Origin of the sequence: Methylomonas albis (genome assembly GCF_014850955.1) — a bacterium.
In the GTDB taxonomy this organism is placed as follows: domain Bacteria; phylum Pseudomonadota; class Gammaproteobacteria; order Methylococcales; family Methylomonadaceae; genus Methylomonas; species Methylomonas albis.
In genome coordinates this window covers 410173-428013 of the sequence record NZ_JACXSS010000001.1, presented here as the reverse complement: position 1 = coordinate 428013, position 17841 = coordinate 410173, and the positions used below count along the sequence as shown (strand labels likewise).

Below are 17841 nucleotides of genomic sequence, written 5' to 3'. Positions count from 1 at the left end.
TAATACGGGAAAGGACTTCGCTATTTTTGGCATTCAAGCCCGTTAATTGCTTTCTTCTTAACCTGCCTTTTCACGCGATTATGTCATCCGTTTTCAAACCAGCACACTGCCCGGCAACGCTCTCGGGCACAAACTCCGGCTCGGCAAATTCGAAGCCTCGCTTGCCCGCTGCCCACGACAATGACTGAGACCGCATTGAATACCGAGCGCCCCTCTTCCCCGGATAGAGCCCCGCTGGCGACTATCCGTAGCGAAACGCAGACGCTATGTTTACCGATAAACTCCACTATGTCGGTGCGGCAAGCGCTGGACACCACCGACTTGCGCGTGCGGGCAGCCTGTGGCGGCTTGGGTACCTGCGGCGCGTGTCTGATTCAAACCATCAGCGGCGACTTCAATCCGCCGACACTGGCGGAACGGCAAAAACTGCTACCGGAAGATCTGGCCAGCGGCGTGCGCTTGGCCTGCCAATTACGCGTGCGTAGCGACTGCGAACTTTATCTGGAAAACCCCGCGCCGCACTCGGACTGGAAAAGTCTGGATACCTCTCAACTTTATCGGGCCGACGGCGACCCAGCCGTCACCGCATACGTTTACGGCGTCGCGGTCGATCTGGGCACCACGCATATTCGCCTGTCCTTATGGAATCGGCAATCCGGACGCCGAATCGGCACGCGCTACAGCATCAACCCGCAGGTAGCGCATGGTGCCGACGTGTTGACTCGTCTGGATGCCGAACGCCTGGACGTCGAAGATTGCCTGAGGATAGGTCAACAAGCCCGCGATGCTATCATGGATGGCATTCGCGATATTCTCAGTCGGGACATGGGTGAAATCACGCCTATTCTTGCCGAGCTGGGCAAGGTACTGATAGTCGGCAATACCGCGATGCTCTCGCTAATCTGCGGCAATAGTGGCGACAGTCTTTACCAACCGGAAAACTGGCAAAGCCCCATTGCCTGCCAGCCGGTCGATACCGAGGCCTGGCGCCACGCCTGGCGAACCCCGCATGCCAAAATAGACATCGCCCAACCCCTGGCCGGTTTTATCGGCTCCGACTTGCTGGCCGACTTGCTCGCTACCGGCGTTACTACACAGACGCAACCAATGCTATTGGCAGACTTCGGCACCAATACCGAAATCGCGCTGTGGGATGGCATAAACCTTTGGGCTAGCTCCGTTCCAGGCGGACCGGCATTTGAAGGTGTGGGTATGCGTAACGGTTTAACTGCCGAGTCCGGTGCGATTTGTAAAGTGTCGACAAGTGCAGGCACACGACGCTTGCACACCATAGGGGACGCGCCGGCGCGCGGCTATTGCGCCAGCGGTTTCATCGATGCGATTGCGCTGCTGTTGGATGAAAAGCAACTGAAACCGTCCGGACGTTTCGCCGAGCCCCAAACCGAGCAGGGTTTTTTATTGCAGGAAAACACACCACGAAGTGCCATTTTTGCGAGCGACATCGATATTTTTCAGCGTGCCAAGGCATCAACAGCGGCAGCCATGGCACAATTGCTAGTCATGGCAGGCTTGACCGCAAAGGATTTAGACAGGCTATGGATTTGCGGCAGTTTTGGCCAGCATTTGGATCTGAACAGCGCGTTCCGTGTCGGCTTACTGCCGGCAATCTCCTCTGACCGAGTGAGCCTACTGGCCAACGCCAGCTTGGCCGGTTGCGAACAGCTGTTGTTGAACCCAACAGGGCAAACTCGATTGAATGCTATTGTCCAAAGGGCTCGCGTAGTCAATCTTGGCGGAGTTTTCGAATACGAAAATCGCTTTATCGACCATTTACGCTTACAACCCATGCCCATCGCGGAGTACGAATAATGCTTGATGCTTATATTCAATCCTACAATCAGGCGGTATTCGAAACCGATAAGCAAGCGGCGCTGGATGTCGTCAATCAGGCTTTGCTCGACGGCTTTAGTCCGGAGAACATAGTTTTCAACTTGGTTATCCCGGCAGTCGAATTAATGATGGCCTTGATTGAAAAAGACCCTGACGCCAATCTGGCCCAGCATTTCATGACCGCGCAAATAGCCGCCGACGTCACAGAAAAGATGCTGGAAAAATTCAGCAAGCCCCCGGAAATGATCGGCCGGGTCGTCATCGGTGCAGCCCACGGCGACCTGCATTCCTTGGGCAAACGTATCGTCAGCGGCTGTTTGAAATCGTTGATGGTGGATGTGATTGATCTAGGCACCAATGTCAGCGCCGACAAGTTCGTCGATGCCGCGATCAGCGAAAACGCTCAGGTCATTGCCGTGTCTGCGATGATGGTACATACGGCCACCAGTGAAAAAGGCAGTTTGGGTGTGCGGACGTTGTTACAACAGCGCGGCTTGGAACAACAAATCAAACTAGTGGTAGGCGGTGCCCCCTACCGATTCGATCCCGAGCTGTACACCAAGGTCGGCGCGGATGCCTGGGCACCTGATGGCGTCACCGCCGCCAAAGTCATCGTCGATTTGATTCGCGGAGTCAAACCATGACACCTCTCGAAATTCTTAACGCCGCGACAAGCGGCGCACCAGCACCGCGTATTCCAATTTTTTGCAATCTCCCCGATCACGGCGCCAGGGAATTGGGGATGCCTGCCAAGGAATACTTCAGCATGGGTGAATATGTCGCCGACGCCCAATTGCGCATGCTGCGGCGTTACGGATACGACAACATATGGAGCCTGCATTACGTCGGCAAAGAGGCGGAATTGCTGGGTTGCCGGGAAATTCTGTTTGCCGACGACGGCGTCCCGAATGTCGCCGACTTTGTCATTAAAAACTTGGACGACATCGCTAAATTCGACATTCCGGCCGACATTACCCAACATCCAGCGTGGCAACCCATCGCCGACTGTATGCGGATTTTGCGCACTGAAGTCGGCGCTACACATCCAATTTGCGCGTACATCACGGCCTCAACCACTTTGCCGGCCATTTTGATGGGCATGGACAAATGGATGGAGCTATTCCTGCTCGGCCCTTTCGACATACGCGACGAACTACTACGCAAATGCTCGGACTTTTTCCAACAAGAAATCGCCGCCTTGCGTGCCTTAGGGGCAAATGTCCTAATTTATTCCTCGCCATTCGGCTCGCCATATTTCGTCAGCCGCAAACAAATCGAGCACATCGTAATGCCCTGGATGCAACGGGACTTACTGCCGGGCGGCAGCGAAGGCGTGGTCTATTACTGTGGCATGGCCCCTTTTAACGATGTAATCGATTTGGTTTTCGATGAACTTCACATCAAAAGCCACCACATTAGCCCGCTTGCCGACATCGCCGAAGCCAAACGCCTGATTAATACCCGCGGCCTGACCTGCGGCGTCATCGACGATATTAAAATGATTCATTGGAGCGCGGAACAAACCCGCGCCGAAGTAAAACGTATTATTGAAATAGGCAAAACCGGCGGCCACTTTCTGTTCGGTAACGGCGTAATGCCATTGGCAGTGCCCGAGGCCAACATTCTGGCTATGGTCGATGCCGCTTTCGAATATGGGAGACTGGAATGAAAACCTTCGTAATCCAACCGGAAAATCAACCGCCGCTGACGATGATAGGCTGCGGCATCTTGCGCAAGGAAGTGGATCGATTAATCGAGAAAAATCGGTGGAACGTCCATACCCATTATCTGGATTCGGCCCTACACAACTACCTGAATCGTTTATCCACCGAGCTGAATCAGGCACTGGAAGAGCGCGAGAAACTCGGTGAAAAAACCGTGGTGTTTTACGGCGGCTGTCACCCCCTGATGGAAAAATATCTGGAAGGCCACCACACCTGCCGCACCCACGGCCAAAACTGTATCGTGATGTTATTGGGCTACGAGCTGTTCATGCAGGAACTGGAAAAAGGCGCGTATTTTTTACTGGAAGATTGGGCCTTGACCTGGGAGCCGATGATCACCGCGTGCTTCGGCGCGAACATGACGGTGATTCGAGAGATATTCCACAGCAGCCACAAATATATTCTGGCCCTCCGCACGCCGTGTAACGGCGATTTTAGTTCCGCGGCGGAAGCCGCCGCCCGGTTCGTCGATCTGCCGCTGGAGTGGAGGGATGTCAACCTGGAGCATTTGGAGTCGGTATTGGCCGATGCCATTCAACGCCGGCTTGCCGCGGATCAATGAATCAAGCGCCTTCTTATCGAGAACTGCAGGAACGGGTCAAGCAATTGGAGACCCGCGCCCGCAAGCTTTCGGAAGAAAAGGCGAATCTATATCTAATCTTGCACATGGTGGAGTTGCTAAACCCCATCGCTGGCGTCGAGGGACTGCTGGAGAGCCTGATGACCGCGTTGTGCGGCAGTTTAGGCGGCAGTAATGTCGAAATTTATTATCTGGACGAGGGCGAGATTCATTTCGCCAACTTAGCCGGCGAACGCCAAATTCTCGATCATATCGACGACCCATTGATCAGTGAAGTTTTTCAACACCGTCGCTTTGTCGAACAAGCAACGGATTCTCAGCGCACGCTACTCCGCGGCATCACCCCGGCCGTCGCCTGCACCTGGGTCATGCCCTTGCAAATCGGCAAAGAGTTACTCGGCGCCATCAAAATGACCGACATGCTGGGCTCCGCGCAAATGCGCGATTACCTATCGCCGTTTTTCTCGCACATGGCGCTGATTTTGAGCAATGAAATCAAAACCCGTATCGCTGAAACCGCGAATCAGGCCAAAAGTAACTTCCTGGCCACCATGTCACACGAAATCCGCACCCCGTTGAACGGTATCTTGGGGATGGCGCAATTACTCAACATGCCGGATTGCGACCCAAGCAAGCATCAAGAATGCGCCCGTACCATCCTGACATCCGGGCAAATCTTGCTAACCCTGCTAAATGATGTGTTGGATTTGTCCAAAATCGAGGCGAATCGCCTGGAGCTAGTGTTATCGGCCACGCAACCGCGCCAAATCATTGCCGAAGTTCAATCGCTGTTTGGTGAAAGTGCGCATCAGAGACATCTGCAGATTGAAAGCGCCTGGTTAGGCCCCGCCGAGCAATGCTATTTACTGGATCAAATCAGAGTCAGACAAATGCTCTCAAACCTGGTTAGCAATGCCATTAAATTTACCAGTCAGGGTGTCATCCAAATCCACGTAACCGAACTGCGGCGGCAAGGTTCGCAAGCTCAATTAGAATTTTCAGTCACCGATCACGGCATAGGCATTGCTCCTGAGCAACAACACCTGTTATTCAAACCTTTTACCCAGCTTGACGCCAGTTCAACACGGCGGTACGCCGGCACCGGCCTGGGCTTATCGATCGTGCAACGTTTTGCCGGACTGATGCAGGGCGAGGCCGGCGTGGAAAGTAGCTCCGGCGCAGGCGCCCGCTTCTGGTTCAGAATCCGTTGCGAAATCGTTGATTGTCATTTGCACAATAACAATTACCAACAAGAGCCCCTACCCATGTTAGGCGCGGAACTGCATGCAGATACGCCGGACATCTCTCAAAGCTACATGGAGCCGCCTCCCGTTGCGTTGTCCGACCCGACAATCAGCGCGGCAGAAATAGCCTCGATTCAACATAACCCGGAGTTACGGCCACTACTGGACGAACTCGACAAATTACTTGCCAAAAACATGTTCCATGCCATTAATCAAGCCAAGGCATTACAGAACCAACTACACGGCAGCCCGATAGAGCCGTGTTTTGCCGTAATAACCCAGTTGGTTATCGAAATGAAATTTGACCCGGCACGCCAACAATTACGGCGACTTTATGCCGTATTGGGTTGGGATGGAGCGCAAGTCCAGTGAACAGCAAACAGCTGAAAATTCTTGCCATAGACGACACGCCCTCCAACCTGGCCTTGTTAGGTTTGGCATTGCAAGACGACTATCAAATTCAAATCGCCACCTCCGGCGGCAAAGGCCTGGAATTGGCGCTCGATGCCCCGCCAGACCTGATCCTGCTCGACATCATGATGCCGGATATGGATGGCTATGAAACCTGCCGCCGGATCAAGGCCAATCCGCGCCTGAAAGACATTCCGATTGTGTTCATTACGGCTTTAAACGAAACTCAAGCCGAGACACTAGGTTTTTCCTTGGGCGCCGCTGACTATCTAACCAAACCCATCAGCATCGAAATTGCCCGCCTACGCATTCGCAACTTGCTGGAGCGCGAGCAATTTCGCCAAGAACTGCAACGCCGAGAAGCGGAGCAACGCTTGGCAGCCAGCGTATTCGCTCACACCCACGACTGTGTGGTAATTACCGACAGCGAGAATCGCATCATCGATGTCAATGCGGCTTTTAGCCGAATTACCGGTTACTCACGCGAAGAAGTACTGGGCAAAAACCCCAGCATGCTCAAATCCGGTCGGCAATCAACAGAATTTTACAAAGCCATGTGGCAATCGCTAAACGCACACGATCATTGGAGCGGCGAACTCTGGAACCGTAATAGGAAGGGCGAGGTATTTGCCGCGCTGACTTCAATTTCGGCGGTGCGAGACGACAATAACCAGATTCATCATTACATCAGCTTGTCGGCAGACATCACTCCGCTGAAAAACCATGAATACGATCTGGAACGCATAGCACATTTCGATCCGTTAACCGGCATTCCCAATCGGGTATTACTGGCCGACCGGCTTGCGCAAGCGTTAGCCCACACCCATCGTGCCGGCAATCACATGGCGATATGTTATCTGGATCTGGACGGCTTTAAGCCGGTGAACGACCAATTCGGTCACGATGTCGGCGATCAATTGCTGATAGAAATTTCGGTACGCATCCGCGACTGCCTAAGAGCCGGCGATACCGTGGCCCGCATCGGCGGCGACGAGTTTGTGCTGCTATTACTGGATTTTAGCGATAGCCGCGAATGCGAAGCCGTATTGGAGCGCATGCTCTGCGCGGTCGCGGAACCAACGTCGATTGAAGACAATCTGGTCTGCGTATCCGCCAGCCTTGGCTTTACGCTGTACCCCAACGATCAGGCAAATGCCGACACCCTGTTACGGCATGCCGACCAGGCCATGTATATCGCCAAACAACGCGGTAAAAATCGCTACCACCTGTTTGATCAGGAACTGGATCGGATCGCGCTAATACGCGGCGAAACCTTGACGCAAATCGAGACCGCGCTACTCAACAACCAATTCGTGCTGTACTTCCAACCCAAAGTTAATATGCGCATGGGTAAAGTACTGGGCGCAGAAGCTTTAATACGCTGGCAGCATCCCGAGCGAGGCTTATTGTCGCCTGCCGCGTTTTTGCCCGATATAGAAGGTACCGATCTGGTGATAGCCCTGGGCAACTGGGTATTGGCCCGCGCCCTAGACCATCTGCAACACTGGCAGAACATGGGCTTGAACATTGTCATTAGTATCAATATCGCCCCTCGGCATTTACTGCACCATGACTTTGTCGAAACCCTGAAATCCGGCTTTGCCGCCCATCCGCAATTGCGCCCCCACTGCCTGGAACTGGAGATACTGGAAACTGCCGCGCTGGAAGATATTGGCCGCGTCACGGCCGTAATGAAGGAATGCCAAAAGCTGGGCGTCGGCTTTGCGCTGGACGATTTCGGCACCGGCTATTCATCATTGACCTACCTGAAAGCCCTGCCGGCCGAAACCTTAAAGATCGACCAATCGTTCATCCACGACATCCTCGGCGACCCGGAAGATCTGGCCATCGTCGCCGGCATCATCAATCTCACGGCCGCCTTCCATCGACAAGTGATAGCCGAAGGCGTCGAAACCGAGGAACACGGCTTGCTATTGCTGAAATTGGGCTGCGATAACGCCCAGGGCTACGGCATCGCCCGGCCAATGCCGGCCGGGGACTTACATGCCTGGATAGATAACTGGCTACCTAACGAGGAATGGTTAAAAAAATCAGACTGTCCCTAACCTTCCGGGAGGGCCGGCGTGAATGACCTTGCTAAAACGTTTATTTGTTGGGCTGTTGTTTGTTCGGACCTATTGCGGTTTGTGGATTTCCAGATTCTCGATGAAATATTTAAACAACTGGCAATCGTCGTCGCTGGGTGGGCCAAATGTTTGCAAATGTTGCACAATGGATTGCGCAGAATTTGGATACGCACTCAAATAAACACCGGGAGGCTCGTCCAGTTTTAAATCGTTAGCGGCTTTTTCAAAGCCGTCCTCCCCCAAATAAAAATGCAAAGCCGCCAACGCGACCAATTGCGCTTCGCCGTGTACACCAGTGGTTTTCGGCCAGCGACTGGCGAAACAGCGTAAGCGATTTAAAAAGGCTTTGACGGTGCGTGGCGAATTGAACTCCGGCGGTTGCGCTTGGGTTTTGTGGATCAGCGGATACCAGATCCGCAAAGCCGCAGCAAACTCCGGAGTATCCTGGATTTGCCGCGGCCCGAACCAATCTCGACCAAAAGCTTTGTAAGCCATTTCCAGATAATCGACTAACCAATTCCGGGCTTTTTCGTTGACGCCAACCCACACCAAGCCTGCAACGAACAACATAAACAATAGCAACAAGCCATAACCGATGCGTTGCGGCCAGGGTGTCAATTGCTCGGGCTTGAAATCGGCGCGCAACGAGGCGATGCCCGACTCGGTTTTAAGTTTGTCAGGTGTCTCGACCTCAGGCTCTACGCTGCTCTCTGCAGACTTACTTACTGCTTCCGGCAGCGTTTGCTGCATCGAAACAGGCGGTTTCGACGTGATGAGTATCGGCTGACTGGCATGAAAAGCCGCCCAGCCCATCGCGGACAGCAGGGCTAGAATCTGCAACGTCAATACCAGACCGTTGCTAAAGGTTTGCAACCACTGCTCGCGTTGACCACGCCTATCCTCCTCGCCGCCGCTCCCGGTTAACATGTTCAGCATCGCTTCACTACCGGCGGTGGGCACCGGCACTTCGATATTGATCAGTTTTTGCAGGTAAAAACGCGCCAGACTGCGAGGTTTCTGAACGGGTGCAGCCTGATCAGCAGCACCGGTCGCGGCTTTGTCCAGGCCATTATCGTCAAATTCATGCAAGGCCTCGGCGAGTTCCTTGAAATGCAGTTTCACATTGGCCAGCACATATTTGGGGGCAATACCCATCACGATGAACAACTCGCCGCTACTGACCAAAAAATTACAAGTTTCCAGCACCCGCAGCGCATGATCTCGGCTACAACGATCAAGATCGTCTATAAACAACACCAACCGGCGTCGCCCCAACAAACGGGTCAGACGTTCGAAACGCCGTTCCCAAATTTGCCGGGTACCGACCGACTCGGTGGCTTCTATAACGCCCGACTTACTGATAGCGGTCTTCAGTAGATCGGTGCTGGCCAAACCAAACAATGAAGCGCCCTTAATCACAACGACCCCGGCCACGGTAGTCAACACCGTCAACAATGCCGTCAACCAGGCAGGCAAAGCAAAGGGTGCTTTGCCCGGACTGTGTTCCAATTGTTTAACGATAGCCTGTTTGCGCTCCTGGGTTAGTTCGTGGCCCAGTAATGCACCGGCATGTGCTAGCAAGTTATCGTCGCTGGCGAAACGGCTTAAGGTATCTTTGCAATTCGCCGGTTGATTTGCTTCGCCGGAGGCTTCCGCATTCACCAAACAGTGCAAATTCTGACAATCGGCCGCACCAAACAGATTTTCGATCTGCGGTTTGCCTGGATTGGCAGTCCCTTCCGCGTTGGCGCATAAGCGAGTATAGCCTTGCGCAGTCAACACCGCCGGCTGTTCCAGCCCGGCTAGATTAGAAGCGAAATGCCAGACCTGATTCTCTTCCGACTCTTCATGAAAATACGCAAACACCGCCAACCAGCAAACACCGGTCAATAGCAAGGCCGCCAACAGTTGCAACCAAAAACGCCGATGAGTCAGCAAGCGTAATCTGAACCATAAACCTGGTACTATCCAAGGCCACAGCGGCGGCGTGGCCTGCTGCCGCACACATTCCAGAATCGAGCCCAGTACCTGTTGCTCTTCCTGATGGTGCCAGGCGTTGTACCACACCGGCCGTAAACCCTCGCGGCGTAACTCGGCATGCAAATAATTCATCACCGAACTTTTCCCGCTGCCCCAATCCCCAGTAATCGCCAACGTCAACGGCGGCAAGGTATTTTCATTGCGCAGAAAGGTGGACAAATCCCTTGCCAGCTGCAAACTGCCTAGATAATCACGACTGCCTGGACCGGTGGGCTTGTCGGAAGCTGCGGTCGGATTAATGCCTAAGTTGGAATCGTTGGCTTCCGGTTCGCGCAATTCAAGCAACTGCAAGCGCAAGCCACGGCTGAACAACAGCAATATTGGCAACCAGCTCAGGTAATACCAGGGTGCTGGATAGCGTTGATAAGGCAACACCGGATCTTGCCACAGCTCGCCGCCGTCGCTGGTAGCGAGTATGGTGCCTGCTGCACCGACGATCCAGGCGTGACGGCCGGCATCGTCGCCATGAATATCCGTCAAGAATGCCGATGTGTTGCTGGTTTGTAATTGCCAATTTTCGCCGCCGTTCTTCGTCGCGAGCACCGTGCCGCCGCTACCGACTGCCCAGCCGCGACTACCGTCGCTGGCAACCGCCAGTCCCCATAGGTCCTGCTTGGTCAAACTGGTCTGAGCCTGCCAATTTTTTCCGCCATCGCGGGTGGCTAAAATCGTGCCGTATCGACCTACAGCCCAACCACGCTGCCCATCGGCTTGGAAATGAATGTCGGCAATAACTTTCCCGGAGCCGATAACTTGAGATTGCCAAGTCCCACCACTATCAGCGGTGAAATAGACTCTATCCATATCGCCAGCGATCCATCCGCGCAGACCATCAGCTTGAAAATGTAAAGCAAGCGCGAAAGTCTCCGGCCTCACCCCTGTTTTTTGTTGCCAATTCTGTCCGCCGTCGCGGCTAGTGATGAGTGTAGAATCCCCCACCGCCCAGCCGCGTAAACCGTCTTCGAGAAACTGTATTCGATATAGTCGGCTATCGACACCGCTGGCTTGAACTCGCCAATTCTGACCGCCATCGAGCGTATTCAGTACCGTACCGCCATGTCCGGCTACCCAACCGCGACTACCGTCGGCAAGAAAATGCAAACCAAACAGATGTTGAGCCGTATGGCTAAGCTGAACTTGCCAAGTTTGCCCGCCGTTATTTGTGGTCAAAATTAAACCGTCAGCGCCCACAACCCAGCCCTGCTGCAGATTGCTTAGGAATTGCACACGGGTCAACGACTTCTGGCTGGCAACTTGCCAAGTGTTCCCGCCATCGCTGGTAGTGAGTAGGGTGCCGTCACCACCCACCGCCCATCCCCGCGAGCCATCGCTTAGAAAACCCAGACTACGTAGGTTGGACGAGGTGCCGCTGCTTTGAGTTTGCCAACTACGGCCACCGTCCATCGTCGCGACTATAAGGCCGTTATCGCCCGTCGCCCAACCGTGCAAACCGTCTTTTAAAAACCGGACGCTGTTCAGGTGTTCCGAGCTGCCGCTGGTCTGGACTTGCCAAGCCTTCCCGCCATCATTGGTAGCAACAATCGCCCCCGCTTCGCCTACCGCCCAGCCACGCAAATCATCGATAAAAGCCACACTATTAAGGGTGCGCGCGACATTGCCAGCCTGCACTTGCCAGGTTTCACCGCCATTCTTAGTAGCAACGATAAGGCCGTTGCCGCCTAACGCCCAGCCATTCAAATTATCGGTAAATTTCACGCAACCCAGCCACTGCGCAGTCCCGCTAGCTTGGCTTTGCCAATTTTTACCGCCATCGCTGGTCGCCAGGATGATACCGCCCGAACCCACCGCCCAGCCGTGGACGCTGTCAGCGAAATACACGCTGCTAAGCGCTCCGTCAGTGCCGCTACGCTGATTTTGCCAACTCCTGCCCCCATCTGTCGTAGCCAAGATTATCCCGCCGTTACCGACCGCCCAGCCACGAAGGGAGTCGATAAACGAAACCGCTGTCAAGTCCGTTGCTTTTGGATCAATCTCCGCTACTTTCTGCTTCACTGCCGGAGGCTGGGCGACATTTACGGGCGCTTTTTTGTCAAGACCGCGTTCAGATACTGGATTGGCTAAAGTCTGTTTCTCTAGAGCGTTGCGTCTTATAGTCGACAAATCAATGGCTTGCCCAACGCTTTGCGTCGTTTGCGTATTAGGATCTGCTGGCAGCTCCTGGCGCGCCGGTGCATTGGCATAGTCGGAGTTGGCTTTCAGAACATTAGACGCCGAGTTACCGACATCGACTGGTGGCAGGTACTGTTGTTGAGGTTCCGGAGGCATCCCGGCTTGAGCATCGTTAATCCAGAAGCTGCTGTCCTGCACCACCGATTCGGCGGGGGGCGGACCGATTTGGCCTTGCCGCCAACTCACTCCACCATCCTGGCTATAGACAATCAGACCACCGCTACCCACCTCCCAGATACGTTGACCATCATCGGCAACCGCAAGATCATTGAGATTACCGGCAATCGCCGGCAGCCGCCGAAAGGCGTTGCGCTCGACAGGATAGCGAAAGAAATCCCAGCTTGGAAAAGCGGCTAACGGGCGATAGGCATTGGGATGCGACGCCTGGCGAAAGGCACCTACAGTGGACAGTAAGGCCAGCGTCAAAGCTAAACCCAACCAAAATCCAGGACGACGATACCAATCACCGGAAGCGACTATTGTAGGCGCAGCTTTGGCGCCAGCTGCATGCTTGGTCTTCCTTACGGACATGTCGCCCCCTTGACGTCTTTTGCCTAACGACTTTTTAACAACAAAATCGTGTCAAGGAAAGGCAAATCGAATGGCACTATTTCACATGCCTTGAGCGCCATAGCTTGAACCGACAGTGCGCGCGGCTGGTCATTTACAATATCTTGAGTCTCTACAGAACACACGCAAGCTATCGCAAGCGTGATTGGTGCGGTGCTTAACTATCCGGATCGCCTTCCCAGGTGGCCCCAACGGAGTTGATGATCACCGGACGCTCGACATCTGTTCTGCCGACGGAAGGCAGCAAGTTGCTGCCCCAACATCAAAACCCTCGGTTAACGCAAAAGCAAGGCCGACAACCCTCAATAAATACCCGCCAGATAAGACGGATAGTTTCATCATCGAACATGATGGTCTTGCGGACAAAGTTATGGCTGATGACCGTGATGCATGCCATGTCCGCCGGGCACCGCATGACGGGCGTGGTCGCTGAGCTGAGCGTCGAAATAACTATGTATAGCCTCGATCAACGCCTTATCTGCCGTCGCATATTCGATTTCCGCGCCGTTCGGCAACTCCCGATAAACGAAACGTATTTTTCCGGCCGCCGACGCCAGCGCCTTAACCCCAGGCATATCGTCACCATGGATACGGCGCGGCCCGGAAAAATCGCCAGCGGCAAAATGCGTAGCCAGTTGCGACAGATGGCTGCGCGCCAAGCCAATTTGTTCGCTGTCAGCGGCATCCTTGGCTATCACTTGTTGAAGTCCGCCGGTTTCGGTCTTATCGAAGATATGCAGGGTTTTTTCCAGATCAAACGGCATCACATGGCTGCCGCGCTCCTGCACTTCGTCGAGTCGGGCCGGATCGACCGGCGGAATAGCCTGGACGGCGGAGACCGACAATGTCAGCATGGCTAAAAAGAGTGTTTTATTCATAGTCGTCTTCCTTTTTTATTCAGCCAACACGGCTTGTTCGAGATAAATGGTAAAACCGCAAGCCACCATAATTAGGCAGGTCCGAAAGCGATGCGCCTGCTGCACAGGGTTAGCCCTGGAAGTTGTGCGGACAATCAGGAACAGGCCGCACAGCATGCGAGGATGAGCCGGTGGCGCGTCAACGCCGCCCCACCATCAACTCGATTTCCTCTACAATTTCTTCCTGACGCAGCCGGTTGCGTTGCCGCTGCAATTCTTCGCCGCCGCGTTCCAGATGCCGCAATGCGGTTTCCATCTGCATCAAGCGCATGTGGTTTTCTACCCGAATTGAGCGCAACAATAAAGCCAGCAAGGTATGAAACAGATAATGTTCGGCAACGCCAGCGGCAACTTCCGCTGCCGGCGCGAAAGTCAGAGGTGGATTTTGTCCGGCTTTGCCGGCAACGTGCGACAAGGGCCAAAGGCGTTGGCTACGCGCGCCTTGTTCATCGCGGATACAAGCTATCAGCCCGAACTCGCCGCCGCGCAGTTCTGCGACTGCCGCCAAAATTCTATCTATGGCTGCCGGCGCATCCAAACCGCCGTCTGCCCCGCTTAGCCTTTGCAGCGCGGCGCGTTCATCCACCATTTGGTGCAGGCGCTCGCCAAGCAAAATCAGCGGGCCTTGCTGAGAGGATTTTTTTCGCCAATAGCGCATCACGTCTTCGTTAAAACTGCCGCAAAAGCCGCGCACTGAACCGAATAGCAACCAAATATCCTCGGCGGGCGAGCTTAAAACTGGCTCCGGCAGGCTGTCAGCCAAATCGGCCAAGGCCGTTTCCAACGATTGCACCACTTGTTGTTGCGCGGCTTCACGCTTGCCGACCTTACGCAATTCGGCCAAGGCAAAGCTGCGCATCGCACCGAGGATGCCTGACAAATCGTCGAACAAGGCTAAACGCGCTTCGACTTCCCGGCGCTGACTCATGTTTTATCCGCCAATAATTGCCGCAACACCTGCAACCAGTGCTTTTTCGGTGTATCCAGTTTCAGAGTATCCGGCAATCGGGCTAGCATACTCGCCAATACGCCGGTCGCCTGTTCCGGTTTAATGTTTTCCAGCAAACCCTCGCCGTAAGCTAACAGCCAGGCCAGATGAGCTTGCTCGGACAAAGGCTGCAAGCGATCCTGTTTCAAAAGCTCCCGCAGCAAGCGGCCGCGCTGCAGCTTTTCCTCGACACCGGCTTCCAGGCGGGTACCAAAGCGGGCAAACAACTCCAGTTCCAGGAATTGCAAATAATCCAAACGAATGTGTGCGGAAGCGTTTTTGATCGCCGGATGCTGCGCTTTGCCGCCGATGCGCGACACCGAACGGCCGATGTCGATGGCCGGCAGCATGCCGGCCGCAAACAATTTACTTTCCAAATAAATCTGGCCGTCGGTAATCGAAATCAAATTGGTGGGAATGTAAGCCGACAACTCACCTTGGCGAGTTTCAATGATGGGCAAGGCGGTCATACTACCGCCGCCGTATGCCGACGACAACACGGTGGAACGCTCCAACAGCCGGGAATGCAGATAAAAAATATCGCCCGGATACGCTTCGCGGCCCGGCGGCCTCTGCAGCAGTAAAGACAGCTCGCGATAGGATTGGGCGTGACGAGTCAGATCGTCGTAGACCACCAGCGTGTCGCGGCCCATGCGCATCCAGTGCTCGGCAATCGCACAACCGGCAAACGGCGCCAGATAACGAAAGCCCGGCAAGGCGTTGGCTTCGGCCACCACCACCACGGTGTAGGCCAATGCGTCGGCCTGGTGCAGCGCCTCTATGGTACCGGCGACGGAAGAACGCGGCTGCCCGATCAACACCATTACGCACAATACGTTGCGACCGCGTTGGTTGAGCACGGCGTCCAGAGCCAGTGCGCTTTTGCCTATACCGTCGTCGCCAATGATCAGCTGGCGCTGGCCCTTGCCGATCGGAATCAAACTATCGACGATTTTACAACCGGTATACAAAGGCTCGGACACGAAATCGCGCTCGATGATGGGCGGCGCGGCGGCTTCCAGCGAGCGAAGCTGGCGCGATTCCGGCGATGGCAAACCGTCCAGCGGACTGCCGAGCGGATCGACCACCCGCCCCAATAAAGCATCGCCGACACCTATTTCCAGCTTGCGGCCGATATGTTGCACCGCCATGCCAGCGGTGACGCCACGACTCTGCGACAACAAGATTGCGCCCAGTACATCTTTGCCCAGCTGAAACACCAAGCCGGTGCTGCCGTCGTCGAAACCGATCAGTTCGTCGAGGCGCGCAGTGGGTAAGCCGCGTATCCAGGCGATGCCGTCACCTATGCCGGCCACGCAGCCGCGCTCGGATAAGCGCAAGCCAAAGCGATAAGCCTGGTCTGTTTTAGCCATGATTGGCCTGCCGCCGAAAAAACGCCAGCTCATCGGCCAGATTAGCGTGTAATTGGCACTCGCCGACCACTGCGCGCAACCCGGCGATCAAGGCCGGATCTTCCTTGAACCTGAGTTGCAAAGCTTGCCCGGCAACAGTAGACAGCGCTTCCTGTACTCGCGATTGGTCTGCTTCACTCAACGGATGCGCACTAAGCACTTCGACGGCGGAGGCGGCAATCAGCATCGACGCCGCTTTGCGTAGCGCGGTTTGTTCGCTATCCGGCATATTGAGCAGATCCTGCAGAAATACCTCGACAATACGCTGCGTCAATGGCGGAGAAGCCAGTCTTTGCAACATCGCCGCCGCCTGTCCGTAAGCCGCGCCAGCCGCTTCCCTTATTAATGCTGCTTCCCCTGCCGCGATTAGCGTCTGGTTGCGAACCCGCAGTTTAGCCTCTTCATCGGCTAGGGTTTGCTTCAGATTCTCTGTGGCAGTACTACGCAACTGAGCCAGCTCTTCATCTAGCTGGCGACGGCTGGTTTCTTGCTGTTGATTCCAATCCGCTAATCGTTGCTCGTATTGTTGGCGCAAGGCTTCCGCTGCATTGCGTAATTGTGTGGCACGCTCGGTTTCTTCTTTAATACCTTGTTGCCGGGCATCAAGCATCGCCAGTACCGGCCGGTACAAGAAGCGTTGCAGTATCCACACCAAAACCAGGAAGTTGAGGATTTCCAGGATGAAGGTTGTCCAGTCGAATTGCATCATGTTGCAGTTACCGTTAGGTTGGACGTGATGTCGCTGTCGCAACAGCGACACACTGATCAGTCAAGCCGGTCATGGTTCGACAATCTCACCACGAACGGTTTGAATTCCAGCTATCTTTTCCCAAGCAAAAAGCTGTCAGCCGGTAAAAATTAAAAACCTACTTCAAAAAATACTCTAATAACGGATTCCTAAACAACACGATCAACGCCACCACCAAGCAGTAAATCGCCAAGGACTCTATCATCGCCAAGCCGATGAACAAGGTACGGGTGATGGTTTTCTCGGCTTCCGGCTGGCGGGCCAAGGCTTCCAGCGCAGCGGCGATAGCCTTGCCCATCGCCAGGGCGGGCAGCATCGTACCGAGGGCAATCACCAGGCCGGCCACGCCGGTAGAAATCATGCTAAATAAATGGATGTCGTTCATGACTATTCCTCAGACATTTCGGATTCGGTCGGCTCCAGCGCGCCGGCTATGTATATCAACGCCAACATACCAAAGATGTAGGCTTGCACCACGGCTTCGATCACGTGCAGCATTAATAACGGCACCGGCACCAGGAAGCCGGCGATCAGCAGCACCAACAAAGCGGCCATTTCCAGACTCATGATGTTGCCGAACAAACGGATGGCCAAAGCCAATGTACGGGTAAATTCGCTGATGATGTGAAACGGTAGCAGGATGATGCTAGGTTCTGCGTAATGGCGAAAATGCCGTCGCCAGCCGCGATCACGGATGCCGAACCAGTGGGTGGAACCGAACACCAGCACCGCCAAAGCGGCCGTGGCGGACAAGTCGCGAGTGGGCGCGTGCAGCTCGGGAATTAAACCCACCAGATTGGCGACCAGCACAAACAGCCACAAGGTCGCCACGAACGGTAAAACCCGGCGCACCGAGACCGCCGGCAAGACTTCGGCAATGGCGCCTTCTATCGCCACGACCACCGCTTCGAGCAAGTTTTGCAATTGGGAGGGCTGCCGACTCAAACGTAGCAACAGGGTTAACAGCACAAAGCCCAGCATCACGCCCCAGGTAGTGACGACCGTGTTACTGATCGCAAGCGGACCGAGTTGAAAAAGGGTATCGGCTGCCGACTCGGTGTTATTCATGTCCTCACCTC

The 17841-nt window shown here is 54.7% G+C and carries 13 protein-coding genes; 6 read left to right on the top strand and 7 right to left on the bottom strand.

Annotated features, from left to right (window positions below; genetic code table 11):
* The first annotated feature begins 180 nt into the window (after positions 1-180).
* From EBA_RS02000 to EBA_RS01975, 6 genes are read left to right on the top strand one after another with little or no spacing between them, the layout of a single operon-like run.
* Positions 181-1830 (top strand): ASKHA domain-containing protein, encoded by a 1650-nt coding sequence (locus EBA_RS02000; RefSeq protein ID WP_192372739.1) that lies wholly within the window; start codon positions 181-183, stop codon positions 1828-1830.
* Positions 1830-2495, top strand: a complete 666-nt coding sequence (locus EBA_RS01995; protein ID WP_192372737.1) for a cobalamin B12-binding domain-containing protein — start codon at positions 1830-1832, stop codon at positions 2493-2495. Before EBA_RS02000 ends, EBA_RS01995 begins: the two co-directional genes overlap by 1 nt.
* Positions 2492-3520 (top strand): uroporphyrinogen decarboxylase family protein, encoded by a 1029-nt coding sequence (locus tag EBA_RS01990; RefSeq protein ID WP_192372735.1) that lies wholly within the window; start codon positions 2492-2494, stop codon positions 3518-3520. The genes EBA_RS01995 and EBA_RS01990 overlap by 4 nt, the downstream gene beginning before the upstream one ends.
* Positions 3517-4137 (top strand): DUF1638 domain-containing protein, encoded by a 621-nt coding sequence (locus tag EBA_RS01985; RefSeq protein WP_192372733.1) that lies wholly within the window; start codon positions 3517-3519, stop codon positions 4135-4137. Before EBA_RS01990 ends, EBA_RS01985 begins: the two co-directional genes overlap by 4 nt.
* Positions 4134-5771 carry a sensor histidine kinase gene (locus tag EBA_RS01980; protein WP_192372731.1) on the top strand — a complete coding sequence of 546 codons (1638 nt, stop codon included), beginning with the start codon at positions 4134-4136 and terminating at the stop codon, positions 5769-5771. Before EBA_RS01985 ends, EBA_RS01980 begins: the two co-directional genes overlap by 4 nt.
* Positions 5768-7876, top strand: a complete 2109-nt coding sequence (locus EBA_RS01975; RefSeq protein ID WP_192372728.1) for a putative bifunctional diguanylate cyclase/phosphodiesterase — start codon at positions 5768-5770, stop codon at positions 7874-7876. Before EBA_RS01980 ends, EBA_RS01975 begins: the two co-directional genes overlap by 4 nt.
* Before the next feature lie 69 nt (positions 7877-7945).
* Here the strand turns inward: EBA_RS01975 and EBA_RS01970 are convergent, their stop codons facing one another.
* The 7 genes from EBA_RS01970 to EBA_RS01940 form a co-directional block, all read right to left on the bottom strand.
* Positions 7946-12658 (bottom strand): WD40/YVTN/BNR-like repeat-containing protein, encoded by a 4713-nt coding sequence (locus EBA_RS01970; RefSeq protein WP_192372726.1) that lies wholly within the window; start codon positions 12656-12658, stop codon positions 7946-7948.
* A 407-nt stretch (positions 12659-13065) separates the two neighbouring features.
* Positions 13066-13575: an aspartate carbamoyltransferase gene (locus EBA_RS01965; protein WP_192372724.1), complete on the bottom strand. Its 510-nt coding sequence runs from the start codon at positions 13573-13575 to the stop codon at positions 13066-13068.
* Between the two features lie 178 nt (positions 13576-13753).
* The gene (locus tag EBA_RS01960) at positions 13754-14542 is read right to left on the bottom strand and encodes a F0F1 ATP synthase subunit gamma (protein ID WP_192372722.1); all 789 of its coding nucleotides are present in this window, start codon (positions 14540-14542) and stop codon (positions 13754-13756) included.
* Positions 14539-15975, bottom strand: coding sequence for a F0F1 ATP synthase subunit alpha (locus EBA_RS01955; protein ID WP_407663527.1), 1437 nt, complete (start codon positions 15973-15975; stop codon positions 14539-14541). Before EBA_RS01955 ends, EBA_RS01960 begins: the two co-directional genes overlap by 4 nt.
* On the bottom strand, positions 15968-16723 hold the full coding sequence (locus EBA_RS01950) for a F0F1 ATP synthase subunit delta (RefSeq protein ID WP_192372718.1): 756 nt from the start codon (positions 16721-16723) through the stop codon (positions 15968-15970). Before EBA_RS01950 ends, EBA_RS01955 begins: the two co-directional genes overlap by 8 nt.
* Positions 16724-16880: 157 nt before the next feature.
* Positions 16881-17147 carry a F0F1 ATP synthase subunit C gene (locus EBA_RS01945; protein WP_020483596.1) on the bottom strand — a complete coding sequence of 89 codons (267 nt, stop codon included), beginning with the start codon at positions 17145-17147 and terminating at the stop codon, positions 16881-16883.
* Between the two features lie 2 nt (positions 17148-17149).
* On the bottom strand, positions 17150-17830 hold the full coding sequence (locus EBA_RS01940; protein ID WP_192372716.1) for a F0F1 ATP synthase subunit A: 681 nt from the start codon (positions 17828-17830) through the stop codon (positions 17150-17152).
* Positions 17831-17841: the final 11 nt, after the last annotated feature.

Excerpts from the sequence above, each read along its gene's own strand:
- EBA_RS02000 (WP_192372739.1), top strand. The coding sequence starts at position 181 with ATGACTGAGACCGCATTGAATACCGAGCGCCCCTCTTCCCCGGATAGA.
- EBA_RS01950 (WP_192372718.1), bottom strand. The coding sequence starts at position 16,723 with ATGATGCAATTCGACTGGACAACCTTCATCCTGGAAATCCTCAACTTC.
- EBA_RS01990 (WP_192372735.1), top strand. The coding sequence starts at position 2,492 with ATGACACCTCTCGAAATTCTTAACGCCGCGACAAGCGGCGCACCAGCA.
- EBA_RS01955 (WP_407663527.1), bottom strand. The coding sequence starts at position 15,975 with ATGGCTAAAACAGACCAGGCTTATCGCTTTGGCTTGCGCTTATCCGAG.
- EBA_RS01960 (WP_192372722.1), bottom strand. The coding sequence starts at position 14,542 with ATGAGTCAGCGCCGGGAAGTCGAAGCGCGTTTAGCCTTGTTCGACGAT.
- EBA_RS01980 (WP_192372731.1), top strand. The coding sequence starts at position 4,134 with ATGAATCAAGCGCCTTCTTATCGAGAACTGCAGGAACGGGTCAAGCAA.
- EBA_RS01985 (WP_192372733.1), top strand. The coding sequence starts at position 3,517 with ATGAAAACCTTCGTAATCCAACCGGAAAATCAACCGCCGCTGACGATG.
- EBA_RS01970 (WP_192372726.1), bottom strand. The coding sequence starts at position 12,658 with ATGTCCGTAAGGAAGACCAAGCATGCAGCTGGCGCCAAAGCTGCGCCT.
- EBA_RS01945 (WP_020483596.1), bottom strand. The coding sequence starts at position 17,147 with ATGAACGACATCCATTTATTTAGCATGATTTCTACCGGCGTGGCCGGC.
- EBA_RS01965 (WP_192372724.1), bottom strand. The coding sequence starts at position 13,575 with ATGAATAAAACACTCTTTTTAGCCATGCTGACATTGTCGGTCTCCGCC.
- EBA_RS01940 (WP_192372716.1), bottom strand. The coding sequence starts at position 17,830 with ATGAATAACACCGAGTCGGCAGCCGATACCCTTTTTCAACTCGGTCCG.
- EBA_RS01995 (WP_192372737.1), top strand. The coding sequence starts at position 1,830 with ATGCTTGATGCTTATATTCAATCCTACAATCAGGCGGTATTCGAAACC.